The sequence below is a fragment of the Pseudomonas machongensis genome, from assembly GCF_034961125.1.
GTDB lineage: Bacteria > Pseudomonadota > Gammaproteobacteria > Pseudomonadales > Pseudomonadaceae > Aquipseudomonas > Aquipseudomonas machongensis.
Genome location: NZ_JAYFUI010000187.1, coordinates 130,089 through 146,071 on the forward strand (window position 1 = coordinate 130,089; position 15,983 = coordinate 146,071).

Below are 15,983 nucleotides of genomic sequence, written 5' to 3' on the forward strand. Positions count from 1 at the left end.
ATGCAAGCAAATGTTTCAAGCTCCCTCCCGCTCCCGCTCCCGCTCCCGCTCCCGCTCCCGCTCTTGCCCTTGCCCTTGCCCTTGCTTCTAAGCGCGCGATAGCCCAGCCACCACCCATCGCGACCTCAGGAGGCCGAGCAGAGGCGTCTGTAGGGCCCTGGCGCGCAGCGCCCTTCGGCGTCCCGCCGAAGTCGCGAGAAGTAGACTTGCGCAGCAAGTCGGAGTCCGCGAAGGCCCGGAAGGCGCCGGCGCGAGGGAACCCCGGAGCGCAGCGCAGGGGCCGTATGTGGGAGCAGGCGGTTTTTGCCTACTTTTTTCCAAGAAAAAAAGTAGGTCGCCGTAAGGGCGAAAAGGTGACTCCGCGTCGCCCCCCAAATCGAATATTCACGCGAAACAAGCACCACCCAGCGCCCCCCAAAACCTAACTTTTTGCAAGATGTATCCGTTTCGTAGGGATAGCCGGGCCCCGCCCGATACCCCACTCGTACGGAAGCAATCTGATGAATGCCGAGAAGTCCCTGCAACTGGCCCGCCGTTTCATTGAACTGCCGCTGGAAAAGCGCCGCGTGTTCCTCGAGACCCTGGCCAAGGAGGGCATCGACTTTTCCCAGTTCCCCATCCCCGCCGGTGTCGAGGCCCCAGACCGCCAGGCGCTGTCCTACGCCCAGCAACGCATGTGGGTGCTCTGGCAAATGGACCCCCAGAGCGGCGCCTACAACCTCCCAGGCGCCGTACGCCTGCTAGGTCAACTGGACGCCGCCGCCCTGGAGCAGGCCTTCGCCACCGTACTGGCCCGTCACCAAAGCCTGACGACCGTCTTCGAACCCCAGGCCGATGATCGCCTGGAGCAGGCCCATCGCCCGCTCTCCCGCGTGAACATCGAGCGCGTCGACCTGCGCAATCTCGCCGCCGACCAGCGTGAGGCACAGGTTCGTGCCGAAGCCGAAACCGAGTCGCTACGCCCGTTCGACCTCGCGCACGGACCACTGCTGCGGGTGCGCCTGCTGCACCTCGATGCGCAGGAGCACGTACTGCTGCTGACCCTGCACCACATCGTTTCCGACGGCTGGTCGATGAATGTGCTGATCGATGAGTTCAGCCGCGCCTATGACGCCTTTGCTGCAGGCCAGGCACCGCAGTTGCCAGCGCTGCCCATCCAGTACCTCGACTACGCCCTGTGGCAGCGCCGCTGGCTCGAAGCGGGTGAGATGGAGCGCCAGTTGCAGTACTGGCAGGCCCAGCTGGGCGAGGAGCAGCCGGTGCTGGAGCTGCCGCTGGACCACGCCCGCCCGGCCACCCCCAGCTTCAGCGGCAGCCGCCAGTCATTCCCGCTCGACGCGGCACTGACCGAGCAGGTGCGCGGTTTTGCCCGCCAGCACAACCTGTCGCTGTTCATGGTCCTGCTCGCCAGCTTCGGCATGCTGCTGCAACGCTACACCGGCCAATGCGACCTGCGCATCGGCAGCCCGGTGGCCAACCGCAACCGCGCCGAGGTCGAAGGGCTGATCGGGCTGTTCGTCAACACCCAGGTACTGCGCCTGCAGCCACAAGCGCAACAGGACGTGCTGGCCTATCTGCAAGCGGTACGTCAGACCGTGCTGGGCGCCCAGGCGCACCAGGACCTGCCGTTCGAGCGCCTGGTCGAGGCGCTCAAGGTCGAGCGCAGCCTCAGCCACGCACCGCTGTTCCAGGTGATGTACAACCACCAGCCGCAGGTCGCCGACCTGACCACCGTCACCCTGGCGTCCGGCCTGCAACTGGCGCCGCTGCAATGGCGCAGCCGCACCACCCAGTTCGACCTCAGCCTCGACACCTACGAGCAAGGTGGGGTGCTGCACGCAGCCTTCACCTATGCCAGCGACCTGTTCGATGCCGCCACCATCGAGCGCATGGCCCGGCACTGGCAGGCCCTGCTGCGGGGCCTGGTCGAGCAGCCACAGCAAGCGCTGTGGCAGGTGCCGATGCTCGATGACGCCAGCCTTGCCACCGTGCTTCAGGACTGGAACGCCACCGCCCGTGACTACCCGCTCGAACGCCCGGTGCACCAGTTGTTCGAAGACCAGGCACGCCGCGCGCCACAGGCCCCGGCCCTGGTGTTTGGCGAGCACGCGCTCAGCTACGCCCAGCTCGACGCCCGCGCCAACCAGTTGGCCCACTACCTGCGCGCCCAGGGCGCCCGGGGCGACAGCCTGGTCGGCATCAGCGTGCAGCGCAGCGTCGAAATGGTGGTGGGGCTGCTGGGCATCCTCAAGGCCGGTGCTGCCTATGTGCCGCTGGACCCGGAGTACCCCGCAGAACGCCTGGCCTACATGATCGAGGACAGTGGCATCGACCTGCTGCTGACCCAGCAGGCACTGCTCGACAGCCTGCCGCTGCCCCAGGGCGTGCAGTGCGTGGCGCTCGACCGGTTGCCGTTGGACGAGCAGCCCACCAGTGCCCCGAGGGTGGATATCGACCCCGAGCAACTGGCCTACGTCATCTACACCTCCGGCTCGACCGGGCGGCCGAAGGGCGCTGGCAACAGCCATAGGGCCCTGGCCAACCGCCTGCACTGGATGCAGGAGGCCTACGCCATCGGCGCCGACGACACCGTGCTGCAGAAGACCCCCTTCAGTTTCGACGTGTCGGTGTGGGAGTTCTTCTGGCCGCTGATGACCGGCGCGCGCCTGGCAGTGGCCGCGCCGGGTGAACATCGCGACCCGGCGCGCTTGATCGAGACCATTCGCCGCTTCCAGGTCAGCACCCTGCATTTCGTGCCTTCGATGCTCCAGGCGTTCATCCACGAGCCGGGTGTCGAAGCCTGCAGCAGCCTGCGACGTATCGTCTGCAGCGGTGAGGCCCTGCCGGTGGATGCCCAGTTGCAGGTGTTTGCCCGCCTGCCGGGCGCAGCCCTCTACAACCTGTATGGCCCGACCGAGGCAGCCATCGACGTCACCCATTGGACCTGCCGCGACGAAGGCCGCGACAGCGTACCGATCGGCCTGCCGATCGCCAACCTGCGCACCTACGTGCTCGACGCCGGCCTCGAGCCGGTTGCCCCCGGTGTTTCCGGCGAGCTTTATCTGGGGGGTGTCGGCCTGGCCCGAGGCTACCACCGCCGTCCGAGCCTGACGGCCGAGCGCTTCGTCGCCGACCCCTTCGTGTCTGGCCAGCGCCTGTACCGCACCGGCGACCGTGTGCGCCAGCGCAACGATGGCGTGATCGAATACCTCGGCCGCTTCGACCATCAGGTGAAGATTCGCGGCCTGCGCATCGAGCTGGGCGAGATCGAGGCGCGCCTGGCCCAGCATGAGTGGGTGCGTGAGGCCGTGGTGCTGGCGTTGGACGGCAAGCAGCTGGTGGCCTACCTGGTGCTCAACGAACAGCCCGATGGCTGGCAGCAGGGGCTCAAGGACTGGCTGTTGCAGGCGCTGCCCGAGTTCATGGTGCCCACCCACCTGATGCCGCTCGAGCGCCTGCCGCTGACGCCCAACGGCAAGCTCGACCGCAAGGCGCTGCCACAGCCCGATGCGGCGCCACGCGGCGCCTACGTGGCCGCGCAAACGCCGGTGCAGCAGATCCTCGCGCAGGTCTGGAGCGAGGTGCTCGGGGTCGAACAGATCGGCCTGGACGACAACTTCTTCGAACTGGGCGGCGACTCGATCATCGCTATCCAGGTGGTCAGTCGCGCCCGGCGCCAAGGCTTGCAGTTCAGCCCGCGTGACCTGTTCCAGTTCCAGACCCTGCGCGGCCTGGCTGGCGCTGCCGGGCGTGCGACGCAGGTGCAGGCCGAGCAGGGCGCGGTGCAGGGCCCGGCGCTGCTGACCCCCATCCAGCGCGCCTTCTTCGAGCAGGCGGTGCCTGCACGGGCGCACTGGAACCAGTCGCTGCTGCTGACGCCACGCCAGGCTCTGGATGGCACTCGCCTGCAGCAGGCGCTGGTGCGTCTGGTCGAGCAACATGACGCCCTGCGCCTGCGCTTCCAGTTGCGCGATGGCCACTGGCAAGCCGAGCACGGTGCGCTGCCCGCCGGGCTGCTGCGCGAAGAGACGGCCGCCGACGCCCAGGCGCTGGCGACGCTCTGCGACGCCACCCAGCGCAGCATCGACCTGGCCGACGGGCCGCTGCTGCGCGCGGTGCTGGTGCACATGGCCGATGGCAGCCAGCGCGTGCTGCTGGTGATCCACCACCTGGTGGTCGACGGCGTGTCCTGGCGCGTACTGCTCGAAGACTTGCAGCACGCCTGCACACAACAGGCGCTGCCCGCCAAGACCAGTGCCTGGCAGGCCTGGGCCGCGCGGCTGCCTGCGCTGGCCGCGCAGCAGGCCGGCGAGCTGGACTACTGGCGCGCCCAGCGAGTCGAGCATGACCTGCCGTGCGACATGCCCCAGGGCGCCGCGCTCAACCGCCATGGCCGCACCCTGGAAACGCGCCTGGACGCCGAGCTGACCCGTCAGTTGCTGCACGTTGCCCCGGCCGCCTATCGCACACAGATCAACGACCTGCTGCTGACCGCGCTGGCTCGGGTGGTCGCGCGCTGGAGCGCGCAGCAAGCGGTGCTGGTGCAGCTGGAAGGGCACGGTCGCGAAGAGGTGTTCGAGGATGTCGACCTGTCGCGCACCGTGGGCTGGTTCACCACGCTGTTCCCCGTGCGCCTGAGCGTCAGTGACGAGGTGGGCGCCTCGATCAAGGCGGTCAAGGAGCAGTTGCGTGCGGTGCCGGGCAAGGGGCTGGGCTACGGCCTGCTGCGCTACCTGGGCGATGAGGCCCAGCGCCAGGCGCTCGGCCAGGCCACGCCTGCGCGCATCACCTTCAACTACCTGGGGCAGTTCGACCAGCAGTTCGATGCCCAGGCCCTCTGGGCGCCCGCCACCGAGCGCAGCGGCCAGGCCCAGGACCCCGAGGCCCCCTTGGCCAACTGGCTGACCCTGGAAAGCCAGGTCTATGCCGGCGAGCTGTCGCTGCGCTGGGGCTACAGCGGCCAGATGTACCATGACGCCACCGTCGAAGGCCTGGCCCAGGCCTACAGCGACGAGCTGGCGCAACTGATCGCCCACTGCCTGCAAACCCCGGCCGGCCAGGCGACGCCGTCCGACTTCCCGCTCGCACGCATCGACCAGGCGCAGCTCGATGCGCTGCCGGTCGCTGCCAGCGCTATCGAAGCGCTCTATCCGCTGTCGCCGATGCAGCAGGGCATGTTCTTCCACGCCCAGTACGAGCCCGAGGCCGGTGCCTACATCAACCAGTTGCGCCTGGATATCCAGGGGCTGGAGCCCGCGCGCTTGCGTCAGGCCTGGAGCGAGGCGATGGCGCGCCACGAGATCCTGCGCGCCAGCGTGCATTGGGAAGGCTTGAGCGAGGCGCAGCTGTTGGTGCAGCGCCATCTCGACCTGCCGTTGCAGGTGCTGGAGGGCGTGCATGACCTCGATGCCCTGGCCGCCGCCGAACGCCGTCGCGGCTTCGATCTGCGCCAGGCACCGCTGTTCCGCCTGCAGCTGGTGGCGCAGCAGGGCGGTGGCTGGCACCTGATCTACACCAGCCATCACATCCTCATGGATGGCTGGAGCAATGCCAGCCTGCTGGCCCAGGTGATCCAGACCTACGCCGGGCAACCGGTGGCCGCCGCCAGCGGGCGTTTCAGCGACTACCTGGGCTGGTTGCAGCGCCAGCCCTTGGACGCCAGCGAGCGCTTCTGGAAGGCCGCACTGGCGCCGTTGCAGGGGCCGACCTTACTGGCCTCGGCGTTGCGTCGGGCGCAAGGGCAGGGCAGTGGCGAGCACTTGCATGTATTCGACGGCGCCTTCGCCGAGCGCCTGGGGCACTTCGCCCGCCAGCGCAAAGTCACCCTCAACACCCTGTTCCAGGCGGCCTGGGGCCTGGTATTGCAACGTCACACCGGCCAGGCCTGCGTGGCGTTCGGCGCAACCGTCAGTGGGCGTTCGGCGCCATTGCCGGGGATCGAGGAGCAACTGGGGTTGTTCATCAACACCTTGCCGGTCCTGTGCAGCGCAGCACCTGGCCAGTCGGTCGGCGAGGCGCTGGAAACGCTGCAGGCGTTCAACCTCGACCTGCGCGAGTTCGAGCACGTGCCGCTGTACAAGGTCCAGGGCTGGGCAGGTCAACAGGGCGGTGTGCTGTTCGACACCTTGATGGTGTTCGAGAACTTCCCGGTGGCCGAGGCCCTGCGTGATGGCGCGCCGGCCGGGTTGCAGGTGGGCGCGTTGCGCAATCACGAGCGCACCCATTACCCACTGACCCTCGGCATCGAGCTGGGCGCGCGATTGAGCGTGGAGTTCGCCTACGACCTGGCACACTTCGATGCTGCGCGGGTCGAGCAGTTGTGCGCCGCTTTCTGCCAGGCGCTCGAGCAGATGATCGAGCAGCCATCGGCCGCGCTGGGTAGCCTGCGCTTGCTGGATGACACCACGCAGCAGGCGGTGTTGGCGCACAGCCAGGGCGAAGCGATCGACCTGTCGGCCACGCCGCTGGTACACCAGCGCATCGCCGCCCAGGCCGCGCGCAGCCCCGACGCTCTGGCCGTATTGTGCGAGGGCCGCTCGCTCAGCCATGGCCAACTCAATCGCCAGGCCAACCGCCTGGCGCATCTGCTCATCGCCCAGGGCATGGGCCCAGGCAAACGTATCGGCCTGGCCCTGCGCCGCAGCCCGCAAATGATCGTCAGCCTGCTGGCTGTGCTCAAGAGTGGCGCAGCCTACGTGCCGCTCGACCCGGCCTACCCGGATGAGCGCCTGCGCTACATGATCGAAGACAGCCAGCTCGACTTGCTGCTGTGCGACGACGGCCTGTTGCAGGGCCTGAGCCTGCCACCCGAGGTGCCGCGCCTGGTGACCGGCGAGCTGGCGCTGGACGTGCAGCCCGAGCATGACCCGCTCGTGCAGCCTCACGCCCAGGACCTGGCGTACGTGATCTACACCTCCGGTTCCACCGGCCGGCCCAAGGGCGTCGCCATCAGCCATGCCGCCCTGCGCGAGTTCTGCCAGAGCGGCGCGCAGTATTCGCACCTGGGCGCCAACGACCGCGTGCTGCAGTTCGCCACCTTCAGCTTCGACGGCTTCGTCGAGCAGTGCTATCCACCGCTGGCCCTGGGGGCGGCGCTGGTGATGCGGGGCGAGGCGTTGTGGGATGTGCAGCAGTTGGCCGAGCACATCGTGCAGCACAAGGTCACCTTGGCCGACCTGCCAGCGGCCTACTGGTACCTGCTGGCCAAAGAGTGCGCCGCGCAGCCGGGCCGCGGCCTGGGCGCATTGCGCCAGGTGCACGTCGGCGGCGAGGCGATGTCGGTGGAAGGGCTGCGCCTCTGGCACGCCGCGGGCCTGGGCGAGGTCGCGCTGATCAACACCTATGGCCCGACCGAGGCCACCGTGGTCTCGAGCGTGCATGCCTGCCGCCTGGGCGATGCCAGCGACAGCCACGGCGTGCCGATTGGCCGGGCCATTGCTGGCCGTGCGCTCTATGTGCTCGACGGCGCTGGCGAGCTGCTGCCCGCCGGCGCGGTCGGTGAGCTGTGCATCGCCGCACCGGCCTGCCTGGCCCAGCAGTATTACCAGCGTCCGGGCCTGACGGCCGAACGCTTCCTGCCCGACCCGTTCGCCCGCGAGCCGGGCGCACGGCTCTATCGCAGTGGCGACCTGGCCTGCTACAACGCCGAAGGGGCACTGGAGTATGTCGGGCGAATCGATCACCAGGTGAAGATTCGCGGCATGCGCATCGAAATGGGCGAGATCGAAGCCTGCCTGCAGGCCCAGCCGGGGGTGCGCGCTGCTGCGCTGATCGCCCAGGCGACCGGCCAGGGGGCGCAGTTGGTGGCCTTCGTCGTGCCGGTTGCCAGCGAGGCAGTGCAGGGCGATGCGCGCACGGCCTTCGTCGCCGCGCTGCGCGACGCGTTGCGCCAGTCGCTGCCGGAGTTCATGGTGCCGGCCCATCTCGTGGTGTTGGAGCAATTGCCGCTGAACAACAACGGCAAGCTCGACCGCGCAGCCTTGCCACTGCCCGAGCCAGACGCGAGCAGCGCTGCCTACATCGCTCCGCGCAATGCCTTGCAGGCGGCGCTGGCGGACATCTGGGCCCAGGTGCTGGACGTGCCGCAGATCGGCCTGGCCGACCATTTCTTCGAGCGTGGCGGGCATTCGCTGCTGGCCATGCAGGTGGTCGTGCGCATCCGCCAGCAGTTGCAGCGCGAGGTGCCGGTGCGGGTGCTGTTCCAGGCGCCGGTGCTTGAGGCGTTCGCCGAGGCCTGCCAGGCCCAGGCCGCTGAGGCAGGGCCTGCGTTGGTCAGTGTTGGCCATGACCGGCCGCTGGCGTTGTCGTACGCCCAGGAGCGCCAGTGGTTCCTGTGGCAACTGGAGCCGCACAGTGCGTCCTATCACATTCCGGCGGCGCTGCGCCTGCGCGGCGTGCTCGATCGCGACGCCCTGGCGCACAGCGTGCAGGACCTGGTGGATCGCCATGCCTCGCTGCGCACCGCGTTCGTCGAAGAGGACGGCGAGGTCCGTCAGGTCATCGCCCCGGCGCTGACCTTCGCGATCGACTACCAGGCCATGGAGGCGCAGGCCGACGAGGCGGCCATCCGCCGCGAAGTGCAACGCGAGATTCGTCGTCCGTTCGACCTGTTCCAGGCGCCGTTGCTGCGGGTTCGCGTGCTGGTGCTGGGCGAACAGGACCATGTGTTGGTGATGACCCAGCACCACATCGTCTCCGACGGCTGGTCGATGCAACTCTTGGTCGAGCAGTGGCAGGCGCGCTACCTCGCCCATTGCCGTGGCGAGGCCGCGGCGCTCGAACCGCTGGCCTTGCAGTACGCCGACTTCGCCCAGTGGCAACGCCAATGGCTGGAGGCGGGCGAGGGCGCCCGGCAACTGGCCTACTGGCGCGAGCAACTGGGCGACGAGCAGCCCGTGCTGGAGCTGCCGTTCGACCGCCCGCGGCCTGCCGAGCAGAGCCAGCGCGGCGCACGGCTCGACCTCAGCCTGGCCGAGCCGCTGGTGGCCGCGCTGCGCGAGCAGGCCAGCGCCCAGGGCGTGACCCTGTTCGTCTACCTGTTGGCCTCGTTCCAGGCCTTGCTGCACCGCTACAGCGGCCAGTCCGATATCCGCGTCGGCGTACCGGTGGCCAACCGCACCCGGGCCGAGACCGAGTCGATGGTCGGCTTCTTCGTCAATACCCAGGTGCTGCGCGCCCAGGTCGACGGCGCGGCCGGTTTCGATCAACTGCTGCAACAGGTACGCCAGGCCGTGCTCGGCGCCCAGGCCCACCAGGACCTGCCGTTCGAGCAACTGGTCGACGCCCTGCAGCCCCAGCGCAGCCTGAGCTACAGCCCGCTGTTCCAGGTCATGCACAACCATCAGGTGACGCCTGCCACCGCGACCTCCCTGCAAGGCCTGACGCTCGAGCCGCTCAGTTGGGACAGCGGCACCGCGCAGTTCGACCTGAGCCTGGACACCACCGAGGTCGAGGCACGCATCGAAGTGTCGCTGACCTATGCCACCGACCTGTTCGACCACGCCACCATCGAGCGTCTGGCCGACCATTGGCAGCACCTGCTGCAGGCCGTGGTGCACGACCCGCAGTGCCCGGTGGCGCGGCTGCCGCTGCTGGCCGCCGATGAACAGCAGCGCATGCTTGAGGCGTGGAACTCGGCAGCGCTGCCGCCGGTGACCCACGCCAGCCTGCACGGCCTGGTCCAGGCCCGCGCCGCGCAGGCCCCCGAGGCCCTGGCGCTGATCTGCGGCGAGCGCGAGCTGAGCTACCGCGAGCTCGACACGCAGGCCAACCGCCTGGCCCATCGCCTGCGCGCCCTGGGTGTCGGTCCGGAAGTGCGGGTGGGCGTGGCACTGCCGCGCAGCGCCGAACTGGTGGTGGCCCTGCTGGCGGTGCTCAAGGCCGGTGGCGCCTATGTGCCGCTGGACCTGGCCTACCCGCGCGAGCGCCTGGCGCACATGCTCGGCGACAGCCAGGCACACCTGCTGCTGACCCAGGCCGATCAGGCCGCGCAACTGGCGTCGGTGATCAGCGAAGGCCAGTCGCTGCTGTTGCTCGATGACGATCCGCAGTTGGCGCTGCAACCGACCCATGCGCCGGTCCAGCATGACGATGCCGAGCACCTCGCGTACGTGATCTACACCTCCGGCTCCACTGGCCTGCCCAAGGGCGTGGCGATCACCCATGGCAATGCCGTGGCGCTGGTGCGCTGGGCCCAGGGGCTGTACAGCCAGGACGACCTGCAAGGCGTGCTGGCGAGCACCTCGATCTGCTTCGACCTGTCGGTCTGGGAGCTGTTCGTGACCCTGGCCGGCGGCGGTCATTTCATCCTCGCGGACAACGCCCTGGCGCTGCCGGAGCTGCCCGCGCGCGAACGCGTGACCCTTATCAACACCGTGCCGTCGGCGATTGCCGCGCTGCTGCAGGCCGGGGCGATTCCGCCCAGTGTGCGCACCATCAACCTGGCGGGCGAACCGCTGAAGCAGTCGCTGGTCGATGCGCTGTATGCGCTGCCGGGCATCGAGCGCGTGCACGACCTCTACGGGCCGTCCGAAGACACCACCTATTCGACCTGCGTGCTGCGCCAGGCCAACGGCCGGGCCAGCATTGGCCGGCCGCTGCCGGGCACCGCCGCCTATGTGCTGGATGGCCACCTGCAGCCGCAGCCGGTGGGTGTGGCGGGCGAGCTGTACCTGGCCGGTGAGGGCCTGGCGCGCGGTTACCTGCGCCGGCCAGGGCTGAGTGCCGAGCGCTTCGTCGCCGACCCGTTCACCGGTGAAGGCGGGCGCATGTACCGCACCGGCGACCTGGTGCGGTACCGCGAAGACGCGTCGATCGAATACCTGGGGCGTATCGACCATCAGGTCAAGGTGCGTGGTTTCCGTATCGAGCTGGGTGAGATCGAGGCACGCCTGCTGGCGCACCCCGAGGTGCGTGAAGTGGCGGTGGTCGCCCGTCAGGGCGAACTGGGTACGCAACTGGTCGGTTATGTCGCTGCTGCGGCATTGCTCGATGATGCCGAGCCGCTCAAGGCCTGGCTCAAGCAGACCCTGCCGGACTACATGGTGCCGACCCACTGGCTGTTCCTCGAACGTCTGCCACTGACCCCCAACGGCAAGCTCGACCGCAAGGCGCTGCCCGCGCCGCAGGCCACTGCCCCGGCGCGCCAGGTGGCACCGCGCAGCGTGTTGGAAAAACGCCTGGTGGCGATCTGGGAGGAAGTCTTGAAGGTTTCGCCGATTGGCGTGACCGACAACTTCTTCGAGCTGGGCGGCGATTCGATCATTTCGATCCAGGTGGTCAGCCGGGCGCGTCAGGTGGGCATCCGCTTCACGCCCAAGGCGCTGTTCCAGCACCAGACCGTCCAAGGGCTGGCGACCGTTGCCCAGGAAGGCGAGGGTGCGCAACTGATCGAGCAGGGCCCTTTGACTGGCGAGATGCCGCTGCTGCCGATCCAGCAGGCGTTCTTCGACACCGACATCCCCGAGCGTCACCACTGGAACCAGTCGGTGTTGCTCAAGCCGGCCCAGCCGCTGCATGCGGGTTACCTGGAGCAAGCGTTGCAGGCACTGGTTGCACACCACGATGCGCTGCGCCTGAGCTTCACCGAAAGCGAGGCTGGCTGGCAGGCGCATTACCGCCCGCTCGGCGAGCAGCCAATCGAGCTGCTCTGGCAGCGCACCCTGAACACTGCCGACGAACTGGAAGCCCTGGCCGAATCGGCCCAGCGCAGCCTGTCGCTGGGCGATGGCCCACTGCTGCGCGCCGTGCTGGCCGATCTGCCGGACGGCAGCCAGCGCCTGTTGCTGGTGATCCATCACCTGGCGGTGGATGGCGTGTCGTGGCGCATCCTGTTCGAAGACCTGCAACTGGCCTTCGAACAACTGAGCGGCGGCAAGCCCCTGGCTCTGCCCGGCAAGACCAGCTCGCAGCGAGACTGGGCCGAGCAATTGCGGCGTTACGCCACCGAGCACAGCGCTGAGCTGGGCTACTGGCAGCAACGCCTGCAGGGTGCCGCCGAGTTGCCGTGCGCCGCACCAACGGCGGTGCTGGACAACGCCCATGCGGCGATGGTCCATACGCGCCTGGACAAAACCACGACCCAGCGCCTGTTGCAGGAAGCGCCCGCCGCCTATCGCACCCAGGTCAACGATCTGCTGCTGACCGCCCTGGCCCGCACCCTGTGCCGCTGGAGCGGGCAGGGCAGCGTGCTGGTGGAGCTCGAAGGCCATGGCCGTGAAGAACTGGCCGAGCACCTCGACCTGACCCGTACCGTGGGCTGGTTCACCAGCGTCTTCCCGGTGTGCCTGACCCCGGCCGAAGCGCTGGGCGACTCGCTCAAGCAGATCAAGGAGCAGTTGCGCGGCGTACCCAACAAGGGGCTGGGCTTCGGCGCCCTGCGCCGCTTCGCCGATGCCGCGACCCGTGAAGCGCTGCAGGCCTTGCCGGTGGCACGGGTGACCTTCAACTACCTGGGCCAGTTCGATGGCAGCTTCCAGGCCGAAGACGGCGCGCTGTTCAGCCCGAGCGGCGAGGCCAGTGGCGCCGAGCAGAGCGCCCAGGCGCCGCTGGCCAACTGGCTGGGCATCAACGGCCAGGTGTACGACGGCGAACTGGACCTGAGCTGGACCTACAGCACGCAGATGTTCGACCACGCCACCCTGCAAGCCTTGGCCCGCGATTTCGCCGAGCAGTTGCAGGCCCTGGTCGAGCATTGCTGCCAGCCCGGACAAGCAGGTGTGACACCTTCGGACTTCCCGCTCTACCCGCTGGCCCAGGCGCAACTGGATGCGCTGCCGGTCGCCGCGCGGCAGATAGAAGACATCGTGCCGTTGTCGCCGATGCAGCAGGGCATGCTGTTCCACAGCCTGTACCAGCAGGACGCCAGCGACTACGTGAACCAGATGCGGGTAGACATCGACGGCCTGGACCCGGCGCGTTTCCGCGAGGCCTGGCAGCAGGCGCTGGACGCCCACGACAGCCTGCGCAGCGTGTTCCTCTGGCAGGGCGATGTCGAGCGTCCGCTGCAACTGGTGCACAAGCAGGTCGAGGTGCCGTTCCGCGTGCTCGACCTGCGCGGTGAACAGGACCTGCCCGCCGCCCTCGACCGCCTGGCGGCCGAGGAACAGGCCCAGGGCTTCGACCTGGCCCGCGCGCCGCTGCTGCGCCTGGTGCTGGTGCGTACGGCTGATGAGCGTCATCACCTGATCTACACCCATCACCACATCCTGCTCGACGGCTGGAGCAATTCGCAGCTGCTGGGTGAGGTGCTGCAGCGCTACGCCGCGCGCCGCGAGATCGGCCATGTCGGCCGTTACCGCGACTACCTGGCCTGGCTGCAGGCCCAGGATGCCGGGCTGAGCGAGCGTTTCTGGACCGAGCAACTGAGTGTGCTCGAGGCCCCGACCCGACTGGCCCAGGCCTTCGTGCGCCGCGAAGCCGTGGCGCAAGCGCCGTTTGGCGACCACTACCAGCAGTTCGATGCCGCGTTCACCCAGCGCCTGGGCGAGTTGGCGCGCCGTCACAAGGTGACCGTCAACACCCTGCTGCAGGGCGCCTGGCTGATCCTGCTGCAGCGCTACACCGGCCAGCAGGCGCTGTGCTTCGGCGCCACGGTTTCGGGGCGTCCGGCGGAGATCGTCGGTATCGAGCGCCAGGTCGGGCTGTTCATCAACACCCTGCCGGTGGTGGCGCAGGTGCGTGCCGAGCAGGCGCTGGGCGAATGGCTTGCCGAGCTGCAGCAGCACAACCTGGCCCTGCGCGAGCACGAGCACACCGCGCTGTACGATATCCAGCGCTGGGCTGGGCAGGGCGGCGAGGCGCTGTTCGACACCCTGGTGGTGTTCGAGAACTACCCGGTGGCCGAGGCCCTGCGCCAGGCCGAGGTGCCCGCCCTGGGCTTCGGCGCCATCGACAGCCACGAGCGCACCAACTACCCGCTGACCCTGGCCATCGCCCTGGAGCAGACCCTGCAGGTGCACTACAGCTACCTGCGCGAAGCGTTCGACGATGCGCGCATCGTGCAGGTCGCCGGGCACCTGCGCCAGGTCCTCGAGCAACTGCTCGAGGCGGCTCCAGGCCAGGCCATCGGTGCGCTGGAGCTGATCACCGGGCAGGAGCGTGCGCAACTGGTGGAGCAGTGGAATCACGTCGATGCACGCTTCGATTCGCCTCGTGCAGTGCACCAGCTGTTCGAGGCCCAGGCGCAGCGCACGCCGGAGGCGGTGGCGGTGTTGTTCGGCGAGCAGCAAATGAGTTATGCCGAACTCGACCAGCAGGCCAACCGCCTGGCCCATGGCTTGATCGAGGCAGGGCTGGGCGCCGAGGCGCTGGTGGGGGTGGCGCTGGAGCGTGGCCCGCAGATGCTGGTTGCGTTGCTGGCGGTGCTCAAGGCCGGCGCGGCCTATGTGCCGCTCGACCCGGAGTACCCCGAAGAGCGCCTGGCCTACCTCATGCAGGACTCGCGCATGGCGCTGTTGCTCACCCATTCGCAGTTGCTGGCGCGCCTGCCTGCCGCGCAAACCGTGGCGACCTTGTGCATCGACCAGCTGGCCAGCGCCTCGCTGCCGAGCAGCGCGCCGCAGCGCCCGGTGCACGCCGAGGGCCTGGCGTACGTGATCTACACCTCCGGTTCCACCGGTCAGCCCAAGGGCGTCGCCGTGGCCCATGGCCCCCTGGCCATGCACTGCCTGGCGATCGGTGAACGCTACGCCATGAATGCACGCGACTGCGAGCTGCACTTCATGTCGTTCGCCTTCGACGGTGCCCATGAACGCTGGCTGACCTGCCTGTTGCACGGCGGCCGCCTGCTGATTCGCGACCCGCAGCTGTGGACCGCCGAGCAGGCCTGTGCGGCCATGCACCGGCATGGCGTCACCGTCGCCGCATTCCCGCCGGTATACCTGCAGCAGTTGGCCGAACACGTGCGCGAGCACGGCAACCCGCCGCCGGTACGCATCTACTGCTTCGGTGGCGACGCGGTGCCGGAAGCGTCGTTCGAACTGGTCAAGGCGGTGCTTGCGCCCGAGCACATCATCAATGGCTATGGCCCGACCGAAACCGTGGTCACCCCGCTGATCTGGAAAGCCGATCGCGCCGAACGTTGCCAGGCGGCCTATGCGCCGATCGGCAGCCGCATCGGCAACCGCAGTGCCTATGTGCTCGACGACTCGGCGGCGTTGCTGCCCCAGGGCGTCGCGGGCGAGCTGTACCTCGGCGGCACGGGGGTGGCGCGCGGCTACCTGCACCGCGCCGCCCTCACCGCCGAGCGCTTCGTGCCGGACCCATACGGTGTGCCGGGCGCGCGCCTGTACCGCAGTGGCGACCTGGTGCGCCAGCGCGCCGATGGTGTGGTCGACTACCTGGGACGGGTCGATCACCAGGTCAAGATCCGCGGCTTCCGCATCGAACTGGGTGAGATCGAAGCGCGCCTGCAGGCCCAGGACGGCGTGCGTGAGGCGGTGGTGCTGGCCCGCCCTGGCGTCGGTGGCCCGCAACTGGTGGGCTACGTGCTGGCCAGCGCGCAAGGCCTGGCGCTCGGCGAGGCTAAATTGCGCGAGCAGCTCAACGTTCGTCTTAAGGAGACACTGCCGGGTTACATGGTCCCCACCTATCTGGTCTTCCTCGACGCACTGCCCCTGACACCCAACGGCAAGCTGGACCGCAAGGCCCTGCCGGCCCCGGATGCCAGCGTGATGCAACGCGACTACCGCGCGCCGCAAGGCGAGCTGGAAAGCGCCATCGCCGATATCTGGGCTGCGGTGCTGAAGGTCGACCGCTTGGGGCGTGACGACAACTTCTTCGAACTGGGCGGGCATTCGCTGCTGGCGACACAAGCCACGGCAGCCGCACAGGCGCAACTACAGGTACAGGTGCCACTGGAGCTGATCTTCCAGGCCGACGACCTGCAGGGCTATGCGCAAGCGCTGGAAGGGTTGCGGACCACCGATCTCGAGCAGGATCTGAGCGATATGCATGACTTCCTCACCGAGTTGGAGACGAACTGA

1 protein-coding gene is annotated in these 15,983 nt (G+C 68.5%); it reads left to right on the forward strand.

The window, feature by feature from the left end:
- Window positions 1-500: 500 nt before the first annotated feature.
- Window positions 501-15,983, forward strand: coding sequence for a non-ribosomal peptide synthetase (locus VA602_RS19655; protein WP_323454046.1), 15,483 nt, complete (start codon window positions 501-503; stop codon window positions 15,981-15,983).

Coding starts and splice junctions, on each gene's coding strand:
- VA602_RS19655 (WP_323454046.1), top strand. CDS start 501: ATGAATGCCGAGAAGTCCCTGCAACTGGCCCGCCGTTTCATTGAACTG.